The following is a 19,036-nucleotide window of genomic DNA, read 5'->3' as shown; positions in this document are numbered from 1 at the left end:
GGGCTCGGAGATGGGTATAAGAGACAGGGGGCGGACGGGCCACCCGGTGCCCGCGGCTACGACCGACCGGGAACGGCGCCGATCTGCACGAGCAGCCCCGCCATGTCCACGTCGTACCAGCTCTCCGCGATCCTCCCGTCCTCGAGCCTCACGATGGCCATCTCCGTGAAGCTGACGGGCCTGTTCGTGGCCTTGATGATGCCAGCCGGAGTGACCAGGTCGCCGGTGTGCGTCCCGGTCTCGCGCAACCTGCCGAACACGCGATCCCCTTCGGCCACCAGTTGCTCGATTTCGATGTGGAGGTCCGGGATGGCCTTCAGGAACATGCCGGCGAGCTGCTTCACGCCGCTGGGACCGGGGGGCAGGCCCGGCGCGGAGGGGCTCGTGGCGCCGGGCGTGAAGAGCGCGTCGGCCACATCGAGCCACTGCTGGTTCCACAACTCCATGATCATCCGATGGAACACGGGCTTGTTCTGCTCCGGCGTTCCCCCGTTGGGCGGGACCGGCCGCGCGAGGAGGTCGATGTCGCCCGGCCCCACCTCGGCGGGCAGCGGCTGCGCCGAGGGCGCGCCGAGCTGGGTCATCAGCCCGAGCAGATCCAGGTTGATCCACCCCTCGGTGACCTTGTCGCCGCGCACGCGGAACAGGCGCGTCCCCGTCCAGCGCACGCGCCTTCCGGTCGGGGCCATCCCCATGAACGCCCCCTGATGGGTGCCGTGGATGACGCCACGTCCCACGACGAGGTCGCCCTCGCAGAAGACGTCCTCGAAGGTGAAGTGGATGTCGGGGAAGGCCGTCAGGAACAGCCGGTAGGCGTCCTTGAGCCCGGGGATGCCCGGCTGCTGCCCGGGGATGGGATCGTGGTCGACGAACGCCGGGTCCACCAGCGCGTCAAACGCGTCGAAGTTGCCCTGGTTGACCTCTTCCACATACCGGATGACGAGCTGCTTGTTTTCGGTGGTCATGACTGTCCTCGTGTCGGGGACTGCTGGGGTCGACCGCCGGCCCGCCGGGTGTCTGTGACACCCGGCGGGCCGCGGTGGGTGCGGGCTGCGTGGGTCCAATGGATCGCCCGGAGCCCCGGGTGTGACGTGGCTACGTCTTCAGGACCGCAGCGCCCGCCTGCTGCATCAGGCGCAGCGTGTCCGAGCACCGCCAGCGTTCCGTCAGTCGGCCTGCCGAGACGCGGAAGATGTCGATCCCCCCCCACAGCAGCTCCTTGCCGGAAGGAGGGGCGTCCAACAGCGGGGCTCCCGTGTGCGTCCCGGAGAAGGTGCCTCGGACAAGGACGCGATCTCCTTCGGCCACCATTCGCCCCTCGTCGAGGGTGAAGGTGAGGTCCGGCAGGGACGCCCGGAGCAGCGAGTCGGCCCTGAGCGCCTCGTCGAGCAGGAGGGTGCCCTGGCCCGGGACATGCTCGACGTAGCTGTCGACGTCACACGCCTCGCGGATCGCGTCGAGGTCCCCGTCCTCGATGGATTGGAGGACGCGGCGCACGAGCGCCTTGTTCGCCGAAGCCGACGAGAGGGTCGCCCAGGTCTGGGTCGGCTCCTCCAGCCCCCGGTCGGGTCGCGCGCGGGACGCCGCACCCGGCACGCCGTTGATGCGCTGCATGAGGCCGAGCATGTCCAGCTCGCCCCAGCCCTCGCTGATCCTCCCATCCTGGATCCGGTCGATGCCGAGCGAGACGCAGGTGACCCGCCGGCCGCTCGGCGGAACTCCGTAGAACGGGCCCAGGTGGGTTCCCGTCCAGAGGAGCCGGACACCGACGAGGTCTCCTTCGCCAAGCTCGTCCAGCACCCGCATCTGGCCGTCCGGGAAGCCCCTGCGCCACTCCAGCACCAGGTCCTTGACGCCCTGGCGGCCGGATTGGATCGCCTGTCCTCCCGCGCCGTGGACCGTGAAGTCCGTGGAGATCAGCTCGTCCGCGACGTCGACGTTGCCCTTGCACCAGCCTTCGTCCAGCCAGCGGCGCAGGATGGCTTTGTTCTGCTCGTTTCCCATGGGGATCCGTCCTTTCCAGAGCGCGGTCGTGAGCTACGGGTCCGAGGGGTCGTTGTCATTGGCCACGCTCATCTGGGCGATGGCGGCCTTCATGAGGTCGCTCGAGTCCTTGTAGATTCGCGCGTACGTCTCACCCGTCAGGAAGGGCAGGTCCGGCATCGGCACGCCAGCGATGCCCCACTGCCCCTGCGGCACCTCCTCGATGAGGCAGTACGTGAAGGGACGGACCACGTCTCCGAGGACGCTGACGAAGGTGTCCGTCATCCGGGTGACCAGCTCCTTCTTCTGCTCCGGGGTCGCGACCACGTCCTTGATGAAGCGGATGGAGATGATTGGCATTTCACGACATCCTTGTGTGAGGGATTGTTGAGACAGTCAATGGACCCTCCGACTGGCGGACTGTGATGGCTACGGACGGCCGAGGTGTTGGTTCAACCACCGGATGGCGTGCGCGGTGGCCTCGTCCACGTAGGGCTCCTGGTCATAGAGCTGGACGTGGTTCTGGGTTTCGATCCAGACCAGCTCCTTGGGGCCCACCGCGGCCTCGAAGACCTGCTGGGCGTACTCGGGCAGCATCGTCCCGTCCCGGGTGCCATGGATGACCATGAGCGGCGTGGGGGCCACCAGCGGGGCATGCGCGACCGCGTTGTAGGTGAAGAGCGACACAATGGAGGCCACGGTCATCAGGTTCGTCCAGGTGGGCGCGTCCGCCTGGCTCCGCGTGTAGAAGCCGTGGGCCTCCGCGTTGGGCATCACCGCCAGTGGCACCTCTTTCGACAGACCCGGCGCCACGGCGGGGACGTAGCGCACGTCGCCGTTCACGTATTGCTGCTGGAGGATGTCGTTGATGCTCCGGCAGAACGCGGCGGCCCCGTCGACGCCCATGAACTTCTGGAGCATGCCGCCGGTGTCGTAGGCGCCACCAATGGCAACCACCGCCTTCAGTCGCTTGTCGCGCGCGCCCAGCGAGACGGCATGGCCACCTCCCATGCACACGCCGAGCGCCGCGACGCGCGCGGGGTCGACGTCGTCGCGCGTGAGCAGGTAGCTGACGGCGCTGGCGTAGTCGTCCACCACGCGGTGCGAGTCATGGTGGAGGCGGGGTGACCCCTCGCTCCCTCCGAAGCCCCGGGGGTCGAAGGTCAGCACCGTGTAGCCCGCGTCCGCCAGTCGCTCGGCGTAGTGAGGCACGACCAGCTCCTTGACGCTGCCGATGGGGCCACAGAGGACGATGCCGGGCGTGCGCTCCGTGCTGGCTGCGCCACGAGGACGGTAGAGGTGCCCGGCCATCGAGGCCCCATCCCCCTGGAACCGGAGGGGAACCCGACGGCTGGCATCGGCGCGCAGGAACGCGTCGGGCACGGGCGCTGCTGCCTCCGGCTCGGCGGCCGTGAGCGATGGACGGATGCGGACATGGGCGGGACGTGAAGAGGCGGCGGTCATGGGTCTCCTGGACATCGTTGGACTGGCAGTGGCCTGCGATGAGACAGGGACCCCGGAAGACACGGGTGTGACGTGCCCCCCGCGGGAGCCGCGGGGGCGCCTCGTCCAGGGAGCAGGCAGGCGCGGCCCGGGACGTCACGCTCCGGCACCCGCGGCCTCCAATGGCTCACGCACAGAGCGCGTCGGCGGCTCCCGCCGACAACACCCCCCCAACCTGGAGAGACCGCATGACCGTCGAGCAGAACAAGGAGTTCATCCGCCGCTACTTCAACGAGGTCTGGAACAAGGGGAACCTGGACAAGGAAGCGGAGTTCATCAGCAAGGATGCCGTGGTCCACGCGCCGCCGATCCCCGGGTTGCCTCCGGGGATCGCGGGGCCGCTCGCGGTGGTGGGCATGTTCCGGGCCGCCCTGCCCGACCTCCACGTCTCCCACGACGCGCTGTTCGGCGCCGGGGACAAGGTGGCGCACCACTGGGTCGCGCGCGGCACCCACCGGGGGGCTCCGCTGTTCGGCGCTCCCGCGTCGGGCAAGGAGATCCAGCTCATCGGCATCAATGTCTTCCGCATCGTCGAGGACAAGATCGTCGAGCGCTGGGGCGCCATCGACACGCTCGGCGTGGCGCAGCAGATGGGGCTCGCGCCCGACCCGCAGCAGGGCGGCCCGGGTTCCCGCTGAACCTTCACCCTCACATCCCAGGACAACCAGACATGTCTATCGAAGACAACAAGGCCGTCTACCGTCGCTTCGTGGAGGAGGTCATCAACCAGGGCAACCTGGAACCCATCGAGGCCCTCTTCGCGCCCGACTACGTCGATCACAGCCTTCCCCCCGGCGCCCCTCCCGGCCTGGGCGCCGTGCGGATGATCCCCTCCCTGTTCCGCGGTGCCTTCCCCGACGTCCACTTCACCATCGAGCGCCTGGTGGGCGAAGGGGAGCTCGTCGCGTCGCACGTCACCGGCCGGGGCACCCATCAGGGCGTGTTCATGGGCGTTCCGCCCAGCGGCAAGCAGGCCGTCTGGGCGTCGCTCGGCGTGTTCCGCGTCGTCGACGGGAAGATCAAGGAGCACTGGGGCGTGCCGGACCTGCTGGGCCTGCTGCAGCAGATCGGCGGCGCACCCTCGCCGGGCCAGCACTAGCAGCGACATCCCCATTTTTCATCCCAATACACCCATACACAGGAGTGGACACACGATGACGAAGAAGGAACAGAACCTGGGGCTTCGCGCGCACAGCGAGTGGCTGGAGCAGGGCAACTCCGCGATGGTGGATGAGCTCTTCAGCGAGGACGCGGTCATCCACAGCCGCCACGTCCCGCCGGCGCTGCGGCAGGGCCGGGAAGGCATCAGGGCCTACGGCGCCTCGCTCCAACAGGCCTTCCCCGACCTGCGCTTCGTGAACGAGGTCGTCGCCGACGACGAGAACGGGGAGTTCGTGGCCATCATCTACAAGTTCCGGGGAACGAACACCGGGTCCTTCATGGGACTGCCGGCGACGGGCAAGCGCATCGAGATGGGCGGGGCTGACGTCTTCCGCATCGTCGACGGGAAGATCCGCGAGCTGTACCTGGAGCAGGACCTGGTCGGCCTGATGCAGCAGCTCGGGGTGATTCCGACGCGGCCTGGCTGAGCCAGGCGTCAGGCGCTCCCTGACACGCGGTGATTCAAGGGCCCGTTCCGCCGAGTCAAGGGCGGGGCGGGCCCTTCTCTTCTGGCTGCTTCAGCTGACGTCGTCACAAGGCTGCCCCTTGGAACTCTAGACATGCTCACGCAGGACGAAAAGGACAGCCATGACGCATCCCAACGTAGCACTGGTCCAGAAGATGTATGACTGCTTCAACCGCGGTGACATGGAGACGCTCAAGCGGGAGGTCTTCACGGAGGAGCTGGAGTGGCGCCTGCCAGGCCACCACCCGCTCGCCGGCACCAAGTACGGCGCGGACGAGGTCATCGCCTTCTTCGCGCAGCTGGTGAAGTCCAACATCAAGGTCGACCTCATCAAGATCGACGTCTTCGGTGAGGACTTCGTCGTCGAGGTCCATCGCGGCTACGGGCAGGCAGGCACCGCCCGACTCGACGCGAAAAACTGCACCCACTACCACATCGTGAACGGCCGGATCCAGGACGTCCAGGTCTACCTCAGCGACCAGCACGCGGCGGATCTGTTCTTCAATCAGTCCCACCAGCTCGCGCCCATCCCCAAGCGGCTCGCCGGCTAGTCCCTGTCCCTGCGCCTTCACGAAAGGAGAACACCATGTCCAGAGTCACTCCAGAGCTGGTGGCGAACGCCTATGCGGCATTGATGAGTGGAGACCGGAATGAAATCGGGAAGTACTGGGCCGAAGACATGCGCTGGTATGTGCCCGGCCACAACATGCTGTCGGGCTGGAAGACGGGCCTGAACGCGTTCCTCGGCTTCATGCGCCAGGTGGGCGAGCTGTCCGGTAACAGCTTCCGCATGGACAACATCTGCACCACCACCAGCGATGAATACTCGGCGGACGTGACCCGCAACCGTGGGCAGTGCGCCAGCATTCCGGCCAAGCAGCTCGACATCACCGCCGTCCATGTCCTGCGCTGGCGTGACGGGAAGGTGATTGAAGGCCGCGGTGCCATCATGGGCGATGGCACGGCCCAGTACGACCAATTCTGGTCGCCGGTGTAGTCGAGGGACCTCACCGGGCGTGAGCATGGCTCACGCCCGGTGATTTCCATCACAGGCGCGCGAAACCAGGCGCATACCTGAAGGGCTCGACCGTCGCGTCATAATAGACGAGCTCCAGCCCATGAACGTTCCGGGTGGAGCGACGCAGCACCCAACGCTGGGTGGCGTCCAGGGACACACGCTTGCTCTTCGCGGCGGGCGGCTCGAACCAGCTGGCCTGCCACCCCACGACGACCCTCACCTCCGCCTCGTCCTCGCGGAGGGTGGCTTCGATGCTCTGGACGTTGTGATTCTCATCGAAGAAGAGGTGGGTGACCCGCTCATACCATTTCTTGAAGCTGTCGAAGTCGCGGATGTCTCCATCCGGGAATTGCATGCGCAGGCCCTCTTCCGCCAGGAGGCGGTAGCACTCCTCGACTGGCACATGCTGGTCCAGGGCCTGGTACCACGCGGAAGTGAATCGCTGAATCTGCTCGAGGGTGATCGGAGTATTCATGGATGACTAGATCGCGGCCCTCCCGGGTGTGACCGCTTCGTCACAGCGGACTCCACCTCGCTCTATTTCAGCCCGATAGCGAGGAGGAAGAACCATGAGCGTCCGTAGCGTGATCGACCGATATTATGAGCGCGTCAATGCTGGAGACTGGGATGGCTGGCTCGAGCTCTTCGATGAGCATCTCGTCATGGATGAGCAGCTGGGCGGTCATCTGGAAGGGCTCAACGCCCTGCGTGGTGCCGTAGCCGGCATGAAGCAGGTCTATTCGCGTTTCCAGAATACACCCCGGCACTTCGTCATCCATGGTGCCCAAGCCTGCGTGGTGTCACACATCTCGGCGACGAGCGCCAGCGGCAAGCCCATCGAGGCGGAGGTCGCCAATTACTTCCTCATCGAGGAAGAGAAGATCACCTACATGGCGAACTTCCACGACAGCGTGCCCTTCGCCCCCATCCTCAGCCCGGAGCCGCGCCGAGTCCGCGCAAGCGAGTGAGCGAGAAATGACTGTCTATGATTTCATCGTGGTAGGAGGCGGCTCGGCGGGGGCGGTCATTGCCAGCCGGCTGAGTGAGGATCCCGGGCTCCAGGTGCTGCTCCTGGAGGCGGGAGGCGACCAGATTCCGGAGGATGTCACCCGACCCTCGGCGTGGCCTCGCCTGATTGGCTCGCCCATCGACTGGGGCTACACCAGCGTGCCCCAGGCGGCGCTCGGCGGCCGGGAAATCCATGAGCCTCGCGGGAGGCTGATCGGCGGGAGCAGCAACCTGTACATCATGATGCATGTCCGCGGGCACCCCTCGGACTATGACCGCTGGGCCCAGCAGGGGTGTCACGGCTGGGCCTACCAGGATGTATTGCCCTACTTCCAGAAGCTGGAACGGCAACTGCCGGTGACGAACGCGAAGCACCACGGACCGAACCCCACCTCCCAGGCGTTCCTCGAGGCCTGCCAGGAGCTTGGCTTCCCTCCGACCGAGGACTTCAACGGTCCGACGATGGAGGGTGCTGGCTGGCATCACGTCAACATCCAGGACGGCAAACGCCACAGCGTCAACGCGGCCTACCTGCTACCGGCCCTGGCACGGCCGAACCTCACGCTCGTGACGGAGGCCCAGGCCTCTCGGCTGCTCTTCAATGGCCAGCGTTGCGTGGGCGTCGAGTATCACCGCCAGGGCGGGCTGGAGAGCGCCTACGCCACGGGGGAGGTGGTCGTCTCGTGTGGAGCCATCGAGTCCCCCAAGCTGCTCATGCTCTCGGGGATCGGGCCGCCCGAGCAGCTCGGACGGTTCGGCATCTCCGTGCGGGCCGCCCTCCCCGGCGTCGGCGAGAACTTCCACAACCACGTCCTCGCCAGCGTCATCCGTGAGTGCTCCCAACCCGTTCCGGCGCCACGCCTCAACCTGTCCGAGTGCGCCCTCTTCTGTCAGTCCGATCCGGGCCAGGTCGGGCCCGACCTGCAGATTGCCTTCGTCCACGTGCCCTCCAATGGCATCGTCGGCCAGCGGCACCCGAACTCCATCAGCATCCTGCCCGGGGTGGTGCAGCCGCTGGCGCGCGGCTGGGTGCGACTGGCCAGCCGCGACCCGCTGGCGAAGCCGCTCGTCCATCCCAACTACCTGGGTGTCGAGGCGGATCTGAAGCGCCTGGTGCAGGGCGTGGAGCTGGCCCGGGAGCTCTTCGCGACGCGCGCGTTCTCCGGCTGGGTAGGCGACGAGCTGATGCCCGGCCCCGGGGTGAAGACCCGGGCCCAGCTCCAGGCCTTCCTCCAACAGGGCGCTGACTCGTATCACCACCAGGCCGGCTCCTGCCGGATGGGGCTGGATACCCTGGCCGTCGTGGATCCGACGCTGCGGGTCTTCGGCGTCGAGGGCCTGCGCGTAGCGGACGCCAGCGTGATGCCGGCCGTCCCCTCGGGGAACTGTCACACCGGCATCGTCATGATCGCAGAGAGGTGCGCCGACCTGCTCAAGGCCGCGCACAGGGAGGGCATCCGCCCATGACAAGACCTGACTTCCTGCACCTCGCCCTGGCCTGCAAGGATCCCCTGATCATCGAGCAGTTCTACACGAAGCACTTCGGCTTCCAGCGGGCCCGCGTCGTGCCCCTGGGAAACGAGCAGATCGTGTTCCTCAGGTCCGGCAACCTCTACCTGGAGCTCTTCCAGGCGCGGCAGCCCGCACCGGTGGTTCCGTCGGGCGAGGATGGGCCCTGGTATCCCGGCTGGCGGCACATCGCGTTCAACGTCGACGACGTCGACGCGAAGCTGGCCGAGCTGGGCGCCGATGCGCGCGTGACGCTGAGGCCACTGGACTTCGATGACTTCATCGAAGGCTGGCGGTCCGCCTGGGTGGCCGACCCGGAGGGCAACATCATCGAGATCAGCCAGGGGTACGAGGACGAGCCGGCCCCACCACCGCCGAGAGGTGGATGAGAGCTTCGTGGGCTCCGCGCTGGAGTTGACCACCAGCGTGGGTCCCGCGACTGGCAGGAGCCTTGACGTCCCGGTGGTCGACATCTGGCGATTCCGGGACGCACCCAGCGTCGACTATCCCCTCTACTTCCACCGCCTCGACGTCCTGGGACAGCTCGGTCTGGCCCCCGCTCCCTACTATTCCCGGGTCAGGTCGGGGAGAGGGAGGAGCGGTCGTGACGAGCGTTGCGCGGGGAAGCCCCATGAGCGCGGGGCCCTGGGCCGTCATCGCGGGAGCGTCGTCGGGGACGGGCGCCGCCATCGCGGTCCAGGTGGCGCGCCAGCCGGGCCTCCATGTCTTCGGGATGCACCGGGGGCGCTACCTGGAACAGGCCGCGGAGGTGGAGCGCCAGGTGCTCGCCACGGGCCGCCGCATGGTGATGATGCGGGGAGATGCCGGCACCCCGGAGGGCGTGGCACGGGGCGCCGACGCCCTCCTCGCCACCGCGGGCCCCCGCTCCGTCAAGCTCTTCGTCCACGCGCTCGCCAGCGCTTCGGTGGGGCATTTCATCGCGGGCGACCAGCCACCCCTTCATCCCCGCCAGCTCGCGCGCACCTTCGAGGCCATGGCCCACTCCTTCGTCTACTGGGCCCAGGCCCTGGTGGCGAGGGACCTGCTCACCCCCTCGGCCCGCCTGCTGGGCCTCACCAACCCGCTCACCGAGTCGCTCCTCCACAACACCGGCGCCATCACCGCCGCCAAGGCGGCGCTCGAAATCTACGTGCGCCACCTGGCGCTGGAGCTCGGGCCCCTGGGGCACCGGGTGAACCTGCTCAAGTTCGGCACGGTGATGACCCCCGCCATCCGCCACGTCTACACCCCGGAGGTGCTGGCGCGGCTGGAGGAGGCCCACCGCCGCATCAACCCCGCCGGGCGGATGTGCACCCTGGAGGAGGTGGCCCGCATCGTCCCCGCGCTCCTGGGCGACGAGGCGGAGTGGTTCAACGGAGCGACCATCGACTTCACCGGTGGAATGACGCTGCGCCTGCTCGACCTCGTCCTGAACGAGCAGGACGGGCCGCCGGCATCCGGAAGGTGAGGCAGAAGTAGTAGCGGCAGAACTGCTCCGCGAGGACGTCCACCGCCGTCGCCGGGAGCAGCTCCCGCGGACAGTGCGCGTCCTTCGTGTAGAAGGTGAGCAGCCGGAACGCCAGCCGGTGGTGCAGGGCCCGCTCCCGCGCATCGAGCTGCTCGTCCACCACCACCACGGGCGTCCCCGGGCGGGCCACCCGGGCCATCTCCGCGAGCGCGCGCTCCGGGGCCCGGTAGCCGTTGATGCCGCCCACCTCGAACACCCGATCGAAGGAGTGGTCCGGGAACGGCAGGGCGTGGGCATCCGCCATGAGCAGGCGCACGCCTCGGCGACCCTCCCGCTCCACGCGTCGGCGACACCTGCCGAGCATGCCCGCGCTCAGGTCCAGGCCCCACACCTCCACGTCGAGTCCCGGAGGCAGCTCCTGCTCGAGGAGCGGGAGGTTGGCGCCCGCGCCGATGCCCACCTCCAGCACCCGCAGCGGCGGCCCCCGCGGGCGTGGCGTCAAGGTGCCCAGCTCCAGCCGGCGAATGTAGTGGCCGCGCAGCCGGGCCTCCGTGTCGCCCTGCAGCAGGGGCATCAGCAGCGTGACCAGAGGATCATGCAGCGCGGGCAGCCCGTCGTAGAGGACCCGCATGAGGCGATCCGTCCCGCGCACCTGCCCTTCCTCGAACAGCCGGGGCAGGCCCTCCACCACCGGCCAGTCGGCACCGCAGCCGTCGCAGCCCAGCCGCCCCTCGTCGAGCCGCCCCGCTCGCGTCCGCCCCTCCCACGTGAGCGCTCCACGGCAGGAGGGACAGGCCAGCAGTCCCACATCGCCAGGAGTCAACTCACGCCTCCCTGCGCCATCGCCAGCTCGCCCCGCGCCAGGTCATCGGTGGCTTCGAGCCGCGTGAAGAGCTCCATCGCGCGCGCCATGTACTGCCGGCGGACCGGAGCGTTGGCGGGCCCATGGCGCCCCAGCTCGAACCAGGCGCGCCCTTCCTCGTAGGGCATCGCCAGGGCCTGGGCATGCCCCACACAGCGCCGCCACGTCCGGCGCGCGCGGCGCGGGTGGCCGGAGAGCGCGGCCTCGAGCCCGTTGCAGAGCAGGGCGAACGGCTTGCCGAAGACGAAGGCCCGGGCGAATCTCCTCAAGGCCTTGCAGGCCTCATGCGCCGAGCGCACCAGCGGCTCCTCCTCCGACAGCGCCTCCCCGCCGCGCTGCTCCCACAGGCTCAGGTACACCTCGCACACGCAGGTGACGCCCGCGAAGATCCAGTACGCCACGGGCGTCATCTCCCGCAGCAGCGCCAGCCCGCGGTCCGCCATCTCCAGCGCCCGCGCCTCTTCGTGCTGCCGCAGCAGCGCGAGGGCGAGCGCGCCCTGGACGACGACCGTCTCCGACGCCCCGGCGTGGGCCTCGAACCAGGGCAGCTCCTCCTCCAGCTCGTGCAGGGCCTCGCTGGCCCGGCCCATGCGCACCAGGGGCGCGCCCCGGGCGCTCGGCCCCCAGTGCTGGGTCTGGGCGGAGCCCCGCCGCCGCGCGGAGTCCTCCATCTCACGGGAGAGCTCGATGCTCCGCCGGAACTGCCCGCGGTAGGCCCAGGGCACCAGCAGCACGATGCGGCTCTCCTCCGAGCGCCGGTAGTCCCGGGCGGCATCGGAGAGCTGCCGGGCCCGCTCCCCCCACTGCTCCGCCTCCTTCCATTGGGCGTACCCGATGCAGCAGACCGTGCGGCGCACCAGGGCGTAGGCGATGTCGGTCGAGGCCCCCAGGCGCTCGACGGTCTCCAGGCCGCGCGCGTGCCACTCCTCGACCAGCGGTCGCAAGGGGGGAAGGCTGCCCAGCACCGTGGCCATGGTGATGCGCCCATGGGCCAGGTCCAGCGACGGCCCGGTGGGCGTCAGCACGTTGAGCAGCCGGAAGGCCGTCCACAGCAGCCGGGGGGCGTCCTGGGCGTAGAAGAGGACCTCGCTCAACATCCTCAGCAGCTGCCCTTCCTCGAGGTGCAGCCGCCGGCGCTCGGTGGACCTCACCTGGAAGGCCCAGGGCGCCGCGGACTGGAGCAGCATGTCCAGCACCTGCCGCGCGACGCCCAGCTTCGAGCCCTTCAGCAGCCGCATCACGGGACAGCCGAGGTGCTCCAGCGCCCGCTCCAGGTAGGTGCGGCAGCTCTCCATCTCCCCCATGAGGTAATGGGCCTCGGCCAGACGGCCCTCGAGGTGGATGACCCACTGGGCCTCGTCCGGCCGGGTCTCGGCGAAGGCCAGTGCCCGCCCGAAGTACGGCAGGGCCTCGCAGCAGGCGTAGACGGACATGGCTTGATCGCCGGCCCGCTCGGAGTAGCGCGCCTCGCGGGCCACGTCTCCGGTGTGGCCCCAGTGGTGGGCGAGCGCCGCCATCCACCCCGCATCGTCCGGATGCGCCGCTTCGATGGCCCTCGCCGCCTGGCGGTGCAGCGCCCGTGCCTCCTCGGGCAGGAGGCTGTCCAGCAGCCCTTCGCGCAGCTTGTCGTGGGCGAAGCGCCAGCGGTTCCCCGTCACCTCCAGCACCGCCGTGTCCGCGCACTCGACGAGCCAACCCGTCACGTCCAGCGAAGGGTAGGCCTCGTGCAGCAGCTCCTCGTGGATGTCCCGGCCGAGGATGGCCGCCAGCCGCAGCGGCTCGCGCGCCCTCGGGGGCACCATGCCCAGCCGCCGCTCGACGATGGAGCGCATGCCTCCGACGAAGGCCGTGGCCGGCAGGGGCACGTCATGGCCGATGTGGTCCAACCGCCCGCACACCTCCGCCAGCGAGCGGATGACCTCGATGAGGAAGAAGGGGTTGCCCTCCGTCTCGCGCTCCAGGAGCGAGAGCACGCGCGGCTCGCGCCCGGGCGAGCCCATCATCGACTCGCTGAGCTGGGCGATCTCCGCGGAGGACAGCCGGGGCAGCTTCAGCACCTGGATGCCGGGCAGCTCCTCCGGCAGCTTGGGGCGCTCATCGTCCCGGTAGCTGACCAGCAGCAGCAGCCGCGTCCCCGAGGCCTGCCTCGCGAGCCGCTTCAGCAGCGACAGCGTCGAGGAGTCCGCCCACTGGAGATCCTCCAGGAGGACCACCGTGGTCTGGGGCAGCCGGTTGAAGATGTCCTCCACCGCGAGGAGCAGGCGCTGGTCGGCCGCCTCCGTGGCCAGGGGCTCCGCGTCCGCCACGGGGCGGTGCAGCACCTCCGCGAGGTCCGGCACGAGGGGCTTGAAGAGCGAGGCCTCCCAGTCCCCCAGCTCGGTGAGGCACGCCAGCGCGCGCAGCACCTCGTGCCACGCGTGGTAGGGCAGGCCGCCCGCGCGCACGGCCTGCCCGCGCAGCACGGGGATGCCCCGCGTCATCGCCCGGACGCGGAACTCGTCCAGCAGGCGCGACTTGCCCACGCCGCTCTCGCCCGCCACCAGCCACGCCCCCCCCTGCTCGTCCCGCTCGGCGCTCTCCAGGGCGGCACCCAGCAGCCCCAGCTCATGATCGCGGCCGACGAAGCGGGCCGCCTGCAGGAAGCTCTCGCGGGTGGCCACCGTCTCCACCGGCAGGCTCTGCCCCGTGGCCGCGCAGAGCGCGCCAATGGCCAGGTCCGCGCTCTGGAATCGCTGGCGGGGCAGCGGGTCGAGCAGCTTGCAGAGGAGCTGGGCCAGTCCCGGCTCGAGCTCCTGGGGCATGTCGTAGACCCGGCAGTCCGAAGGATCGCGCATCCCGACAATCAGTCGGTCGACAATCCAGGCGAGGTCCGGCTCGAAGCTGTCGGCCCCGCCCTCCCCGTCCAGGCTCTCCGGCTCGTCCAGCCATGCGAGGGCTGAGCTCTCCTCGCGGCGGGGCAGCGGGGAGCACGACACCTGCGGATGCCTGCCCACGAAGAGCTCATAGGCGAGGACTCCCACCGCGTAGAGGTCCGACTGCTCCGAGGGGGCGTCTCCCCGGAGCACCTCCGGCGCGAGGTAGCCCGGCGTCCCCGAGCTCATCGCGCGCACCCGCTGCTCCGGGCCGACCGCCAGGCCGAAGTCGAGCAGCTTCACCTGCCCGTCCACCACCAGGATGTTCGCCGGCTTGAGGTCGCGGTGGATGATGCCGTGCCGGTGCAGGTAGTGGAGCGCCTGGAGCATCTGCACCAGCATGTCCACCTGGACGGACCGGGGCTGCCCGCGCCCCGCCTGCGTGAACGTCCGCGCCTCGTTGAGCAGCTCGAGCACGAGGTAGGGCTGCGTCCCGTCGAAGCCGTAGTCCAGCACGCTGATGATGTTCGGGTGGCGCAGCGAGGCGAGGACCTCGAACTCATGCGCCAGGACGAGCATCGCCCGGTAGCGATGCTTCGACGGGAGCTCGCTGACAGGGCGCCCCCCGTCCGCGCGCTCGTGGTGATTCGAGCGCAGCCGCTTCAAGGCCACCAGCCCGCCGAGCCTGTCCCTCGCCAGGTACACCGTCCCGAAGCCGCCGCGCCCCAGGTACCGGAGGAGCTGATAGCGATTGCCTACTTCCACGGGCGGGAAATCACCGGAGCGCTCGGCCTCCCTGATGGGCTCCCATGGCCGCTGCAATGATGATTGTCCGAGCATCTGAAGCCTCCCTTCACACGATGACCATTGAGCCAGTGTGAGCCCGATGCGTACAGGGCCCACCCGGGACCTGCTCGGAGAGACACCGGGGGCGGGGGGGAATGACAGCCCGCCGCTCACTCCCCGGGATTCATCCGCCGACCTGGTAGAGCACGGCGCCGGAGGAGACCCCCGCTCCAACGCCTACCATCAGCAGCCGCTCCCCGGCCCGCACCGCGCGGGTGCGCAGCAAGCAGTCGAGGCTCAAGGGAATGGAGGCCGCCCCCACGCTGCCGACCCTCTGCACGACGGGGACGATGCGCGCCGGCTCCACCCCGAGCGACTCGGTGATGAGCCGCAGCATGGCCCCGTTGGGCTGGTGCGGCAGCACCCACTCCACCTCGTCCAATGACAGACGCGCCTGCTCCAGCACGGAGCGGGTGGCGTTCCTCAGCGCCTGGAGGGCCACCTCCGCGATGCGCTGGTGGGAGCTTTCAAAGCGCACCCGCTCGCTCACGCCCGTCACCAGGGGGTGGGCCATCCACACCTCCGCGGGCTGGGTGCCGTCATTGGCGAAGGCCGCGCCCAGCACCCCCTCCCCTTCGCGAGCCACGCCCAGGATGGCGGCCACGGCGGCATCGCCGAAGACGAGGTAGGGCCGGGGCTCCTCCGCCGAGATGATGCGCGAGCCGAGCTCCACCACCACGATGGCCACCGGCGCGAGCCCGGTCGCCACCGAGCGGCTGGCCACGTCGAAGGCCGAGACGAACCCCATGCAGGCGTTGTTGAGGTCGAACGCATCACACGTGCCCGCGAGCCCCAGCTCCGCGGCGACGCGGTTGGCGGTGGCCGGGATGAGGACATCGCCTCCGGTGGAGGAGACGAACAGGAGGCGCCGCAGGCTCCGGGCCTCCAGCCCCGCGGCGGCGAGGGCCTGGCGAAGCGCTTCGGCGCCCAGCACGGCCAGGGAAGTCCCCGGGGGCGCCCAGTGGCGGGTCCGGATGCCTGTCTTCTGCTCGATGGCCGCGGGGTCGCGTCCCAGGGCCACCGCCAGCTCCCCGGTCGTGACAGCGCGCCCCGGCAGCACGCTGGCCGTCCCCAGGATCCGGACCGGAATCACCGCTCCACCGCCAGGAATCGTTCCATCGCATCCCCCCGCAAACCAACGGAGGAAGCTACCACTCGAGCCCGCCGTGGCGGCTCGACGCGCCGGAGCAACGGTTCCGGGGATGACACGACAGCGCGCTTCCGCGCGGTAAAGCGGATGCCCGGTGCCCGTGGCACCCGAGCGCAGGTGCTTACCCTTGAACAAGACGCGTTGAGTCCGGGGAGCAAGCCATGTCGCGCATCGCCGAGAACGAGCAGGAGGGCTGGTGGTCGGCACTGGCACCGCTGTTGAGGCCCGTCACCCTCCGGCCCGGAGACACGCTCGCGAAGCGGCCACCCGCCCTGCGCTTCGTCCGCTCCGGCGAGATGGAGGTGGAACGGCGAAGCCCCGCCCTGCCGCGCGGCGTGCGGGTGCTCGGGCCGGGAAGCGTCCTGGGGTTGAAGACCCTGGCCCGCTGGAAGCGCGACGACGTGCTCCGTCCGGAGAAAGCGGACGCCAAGGCCGTCGTTCCCACCGAGCTCCTGGAGTTGCCGGGCGAACAATTCCAGGAGGCCTTTCATGACGAGGACGCGCTCCTCGAGCGCCTTCTCGCCGCCCGCGAAGCGGATGAGGCCGCGGTGGAGCTCGTGCGCGTGCTGAGCGAGTCGCCGCGGCTGGCCAACGCCCAGGACGCGGACCTCTTCCGGCTCGTGGAGGGCGCCACGCCCGTGAAGGTGAAGGGAGGCTCGGAGGCCACGCCGCTGTTCCTGGAGCCCGCCGTCCCGGACGGCTTCTACGTCGTGCTCAAGGGGTGCTGCGACATCGCTTCGTCCAACGGGCCCACCTCCAGGCTCGCGGCCCCCACCTGCGTCGGGCTCGATGAATTCCTGACCCACAAGCCGCTGCCGGGGTGCGTGATGTTGAGGCCCTCGGGGAAGGGCACCCTCGCCTCCCGCCTCCGCGGGGACAAGGGGAAGGACGCCCTCGCCTTCCGCATCAGCAGGGAGTGGTTCGACCGCATCCAGTCCGAGGAGCCTGACTTCGACCGGGCCGTGCTGAGGGGATGCCCCGAGCGGCTCGGGGCGCCGGCGCCCCCCACGGCGCATCAGGTCATCGTGTGGGGCGAGCAGCAGGAGGGCCTGCCGCAATGGAGCGCCCTGGGCGAGCTCCTCGCCGAACGGATGGCGGTCCACCTGCATGAACATGTGCTCGTGGTGCGGCTCGTGGAGGGCGCGCTGGAGAATGGCCCCCTGACGTTCCACAGGCCCGCGAAGGCCATCAGCGGCTGGGTGGCCCACTGCGAGCGCCCACCCGTCCGGACGGACGTGGAACCCCTGCTTCCCAAGAGCACGGCGACCACCTGGATGAGCACTCCGTGGAGTCAGGGTGTCAGCGAGTTCGCGGGCCGCATCAACGTCACCCTGGTGGACATGTCCGCGCTCACGGCCCGCGGACGCCAGGAGGTGCTCCAGCAACTGTCGCGGCAGGTGCCGGCCGAGGAGCCCCTCAAGTACCTCAGCCTGAGCGGGGACCGGCAGCCCCCCGCGCTCGAGCTGCCCCAGCGGGTGAAGCGCATCCACGCCGGACTGCTCCACCTGCCGCAACCCCAACCCGAGCCGGGCCTGGGGCTCTCGCTGTCGGGGCTCTTCCATCGCGAGGTGCCGTTGGCGAGGACAGAGCGGGCCACGCGCGTCGCCGGCGTGATGAAGCGGGCCGCGGGCCGCCAGCTGCGCCGGCTGTCCGCGCGCAGGAAGCCCGAGGAGCCTGACGAGTGGCCCATGGGGGCGGTCCGCCTGCTCTTCCCCGCCTCGTGGCTCCAGAAAGGACCGTTGCCCACGTCGCTGGACGGCCCGGGGCTGGAGTCCCCCAGGGAGTCCTTCGAGCGCTGGGCGCGGGCCGCCACCGGGCGCCGCGTCGGGCTGGCGCTCGGGGGAGGCGGGCCCTTTGGCTTCGTGAGCATCGCCCTGCTGGACAAGCTGGACCCCCGCGACCAGGAGGACGGGGAGGAGGCCTCCCAGCTGCGGGTGCCCATCGACATGGTCGCCGGCTCCAGCTTCGGCGCCGTGGTGGGGGCGTTCTATTGCGTCGGACGTCGCAGGGCGCTCGAGCTGCTCATCGGGCAGGCCCACGTCATGCTGCCCATCGTCAGTCTCACCGCCGTGTCGAGCGCGATCCTGGAGTTGTGGACCAACTTCCATCTCGGCCCGTGGCCCCTCGATGAGATGGAGGTGCCGTTCTTCCCCGTGGTGACCGACGCGGACATGGGAGTGGAGTGGGACCTGCGCACCGGCTCCATCGGGCGCGGGATCCGGGCCAGCAGCGCCCTGCCCCCGCTCTTCGGACCCACCCTCATCGGCAACCGCCGCCTGCTGGATGGCGGCCTGGTGGCCAACGTGCCGGCGAACGTCCTGCGGGCGGAAGGCGCGGACATCCTCATCGCCGCGAACCCCATCTCCCGCGTCCCCCCCCGGTCGCGGAGCTACCCGGTTCCCTGGGTGGGGCCGCTCTGGCGTCAGCTCAATCCACGCATGCGCATCAAGGACGGCCTCCGGCTGTTCCAGATCATCGGGCGGCTGGCGGGGACCCTCCAGAGCCGCGATGGCGAGACCGTCGTGTACCAGCCGCAGCTCTCCCCGGCCACGCTGCTGGGCTTCAGCAGCGGCCAGCGGATCGTCGAGCTGGCCCAGAGCAGCCCCGAGGTGGACGCCGCGGTCCTCCGGGCCCGGACCGCGTGGAGGAAGCGGCTGAACAACGCGCGGTGGCTCCGGCTGGTGGGGGACTCCAGCGAGGACAAGACGCCGAAGCAGATCGAGCTGACGCTCCCCCTCGTCTTCCGCGACCTCACGGGCAGCTCAGAGCTCAGGTCCACGAGCGACCAGGTCCTCTCCGAGCTGGTGGAGTACCTCCATACCCAGAAGGAGATCACGTCCTTCAAGATCCAGCTCACCGCGCCGGACGAGCCCACCGCCCGACGGCGGGCGAAGGCCCTGGCGGACTACCTGAACCACCGCGTCTTCCAGCAGCAGCCGAAGCTGGTGTCCCCCGTGCGGCTGCCCCGGAACGGCCAGGAGGAGGCCACGCACGGCCAGGAGGGGTCCACGAACGGCCAGTCCTCCCGGGTGCTGCTCACCGTCCTGACGATGCAGCGCGACCTCACCCAGGGCGTGATGCAGGAAGCGGCGAGCATGATGGAGAACTACCGCGGCTACCTGTTGGAGCTTCAGCGGGCCCAGGCGGATGTGCGGATGCGCACCCTCCTGACCGAGGCGGAGCACCAGGGCCGGCGGGGCGCTCCCGAGC

18 protein-coding genes are annotated in these 19,036 nt (G+C 69.7%); 10 read left to right on the top strand and 8 right to left on the bottom strand.

Annotated elements, in window-relative coordinates:
- Positions 1 to 56 precede the first annotated feature (56 nt).
- The 4 genes from D7V93_RS15230 to D7V93_RS15215 all read right to left on the bottom strand — a co-directional run bounded on the left by D7V93_RS15230 (position 57) and on the right by D7V93_RS15215 (position 3,447).
- Positions 57 to 965 (bottom strand): ester cyclase, encoded by a 909-nt coding sequence (locus tag D7V93_RS15230; protein WP_120644109.1) that lies wholly within the window; start codon positions 963 to 965, stop codon positions 57 to 59.
- Between the two features lie 130 nt (positions 966 to 1,095).
- A complete protein-coding gene (locus tag D7V93_RS15225; RefSeq protein WP_120644108.1) occupies positions 1,096 to 2,004 on the bottom strand; it encodes an ester cyclase in 909 nt (302 codons plus the stop codon).
- Positions 2,005 to 2,037: 33 nt separating this feature from the next.
- Entirely contained in the window at positions 2,038 to 2,343 is a 306-nt protein-coding gene (locus D7V93_RS15220; protein WP_120644107.1) for a tautomerase family protein, read from the bottom strand.
- A gap of 69 nt (positions 2,344 to 2,412) precedes the next feature.
- Positions 2,413 to 3,447 (bottom strand): alpha/beta hydrolase, encoded by a 1,035-nt coding sequence (locus tag D7V93_RS15215; protein WP_158623752.1) that lies wholly within the window; start codon positions 3,445 to 3,447, stop codon positions 2,413 to 2,415.
- A 227-nt stretch (positions 3,448 to 3,674) separates the two neighbouring features.
- Here D7V93_RS15215 and D7V93_RS15210 point away from each other — a divergent pair, with 227 nt between their 5' ends.
- The 5 genes from D7V93_RS15210 to D7V93_RS15190 all read left to right on the top strand — a co-directional run bounded on the left by D7V93_RS15210 (position 3,675) and on the right by D7V93_RS15190 (position 6,110).
- Positions 3,675 to 4,124 (top strand): ester cyclase, encoded by a 450-nt coding sequence (locus D7V93_RS15210; RefSeq protein WP_158623751.1) that lies wholly within the window; start codon positions 3,675 to 3,677, stop codon positions 4,122 to 4,124.
- Positions 4,125 to 4,156: 32 nt separating this feature from the next.
- Positions 4,157 to 4,585: an ester cyclase gene (locus D7V93_RS15205; protein WP_120644104.1), complete on the top strand. Its 429-nt coding sequence runs from the start codon at positions 4,157 to 4,159 to the stop codon at positions 4,583 to 4,585.
- 55 nt (positions 4,586 to 4,640) lie between these two features.
- Positions 4,641 to 5,075 (top strand): ester cyclase, encoded by a 435-nt coding sequence (locus D7V93_RS15200; protein WP_120644103.1) that lies wholly within the window; start codon positions 4,641 to 4,643, stop codon positions 5,073 to 5,075.
- A gap of 160 nt (positions 5,076 to 5,235) precedes the next feature.
- Complete coding sequence (locus D7V93_RS15195; protein ID WP_120644102.1) at positions 5,236 to 5,664, top strand: nuclear transport factor 2 family protein; 429 nt, start codon at positions 5,236 to 5,238, stop codon at positions 5,662 to 5,664.
- Between the two features lie 35 nt (positions 5,665 to 5,699).
- Positions 5,700 to 6,110 (top strand): nuclear transport factor 2 family protein, encoded by a 411-nt coding sequence (locus D7V93_RS15190; RefSeq protein WP_120644101.1) that lies wholly within the window; start codon positions 5,700 to 5,702, stop codon positions 6,108 to 6,110.
- 49 nt (positions 6,111 to 6,159) lie between these two features.
- On the opposite strand, the gene D7V93_RS15185 is transcribed toward D7V93_RS15190, so the two are convergent.
- Positions 6,160 to 6,606, bottom strand: a complete 447-nt coding sequence (locus D7V93_RS15185) for a hypothetical protein (protein ID WP_120644100.1) — start codon at positions 6,604 to 6,606, stop codon at positions 6,160 to 6,162.
- Positions 6,607 to 6,700: 94 nt separating this feature from the next.
- On the opposite strand from D7V93_RS15185, the gene D7V93_RS15180 reads away from it, so the two are divergent.
- From D7V93_RS15180 to D7V93_RS15165, 4 genes are all read left to right on the top strand, one after another.
- Positions 6,701 to 7,099: a nuclear transport factor 2 family protein gene (locus tag D7V93_RS15180; RefSeq protein ID WP_120644099.1), complete on the top strand. Its 399-nt coding sequence runs from the start codon at positions 6,701 to 6,703 to the stop codon at positions 7,097 to 7,099.
- Between the two features lie 7 nt (positions 7,100 to 7,106).
- On the top strand, positions 7,107 to 8,606 hold the full coding sequence (locus tag D7V93_RS15175; protein ID WP_120644098.1) for a GMC family oxidoreductase: 1,500 nt from the start codon (positions 7,107 to 7,109) through the stop codon (positions 8,604 to 8,606).
- The gene (locus tag D7V93_RS15170; RefSeq protein WP_120644097.1) at positions 8,603 to 9,037 is read left to right on the top strand and encodes a VOC family protein; all 435 of its coding nucleotides are present in this window, start codon (positions 8,603 to 8,605) and stop codon (positions 9,035 to 9,037) included. The genes D7V93_RS15175 and D7V93_RS15170 overlap by 4 nt, the downstream gene beginning before the upstream one ends.
- 242 nt (positions 9,038 to 9,279) lie before the next feature.
- The gene (locus tag D7V93_RS15165; protein WP_120644096.1) at positions 9,280 to 10,116 is read left to right on the top strand and encodes an SDR family oxidoreductase; all 837 of its coding nucleotides are present in this window, start codon (positions 9,280 to 9,282) and stop codon (positions 10,114 to 10,116) included.
- Here D7V93_RS15165 and D7V93_RS15160 read toward each other — a convergent pair.
- The 3 genes from D7V93_RS15160 to D7V93_RS15150 all read right to left on the bottom strand — a co-directional run bounded on the left by D7V93_RS15160 (position 10,040) and on the right by D7V93_RS15150 (position 15,769).
- Positions 10,040 to 10,939 (bottom strand): methyltransferase domain-containing protein, encoded by a 900-nt coding sequence (locus tag D7V93_RS15160; protein WP_120644095.1) that lies wholly within the window; start codon positions 10,937 to 10,939, stop codon positions 10,040 to 10,042. The two genes, D7V93_RS15165 and D7V93_RS15160, sit on opposite strands and share 77 nt — an antisense overlap.
- Positions 10,936 to 14,595, bottom strand: a complete 3,660-nt coding sequence (locus D7V93_RS15155; RefSeq protein WP_158623750.1) for a serine/threonine-protein kinase — start codon at positions 14,593 to 14,595, stop codon at positions 10,936 to 10,938. Before D7V93_RS15155 ends, D7V93_RS15160 begins: the two co-directional genes overlap by 4 nt.
- Positions 14,596 to 14,800: 205 nt before the next feature.
- Positions 14,801 to 15,769, bottom strand: coding sequence for a 3-oxoacyl-ACP synthase III family protein (locus D7V93_RS15150; RefSeq protein ID WP_120644093.1), 969 nt, complete (start codon positions 15,767 to 15,769; stop codon positions 14,801 to 14,803).
- 218 nt (positions 15,770 to 15,987) lie between these two features.
- Here D7V93_RS15150 and D7V93_RS15145 point away from each other — a divergent pair.
- Positions 15,988 to 19,036 (top strand): patatin-like phospholipase family protein (locus tag D7V93_RS15145; RefSeq protein WP_341870930.1); only part of this gene is annotated, 3,049 nt, incomplete at its 3' end.

The organism is Corallococcus llansteffanensis (genome assembly GCF_003612055.1).
GTDB lineage: Bacteria > Myxococcota > Myxococcia > Myxococcales > Myxococcaceae > Corallococcus > Corallococcus llansteffanensis.
Note: the sequence above shows the minus strand (reverse complement) of the source record. Positions and strands in the feature narration are given on the sequence as shown.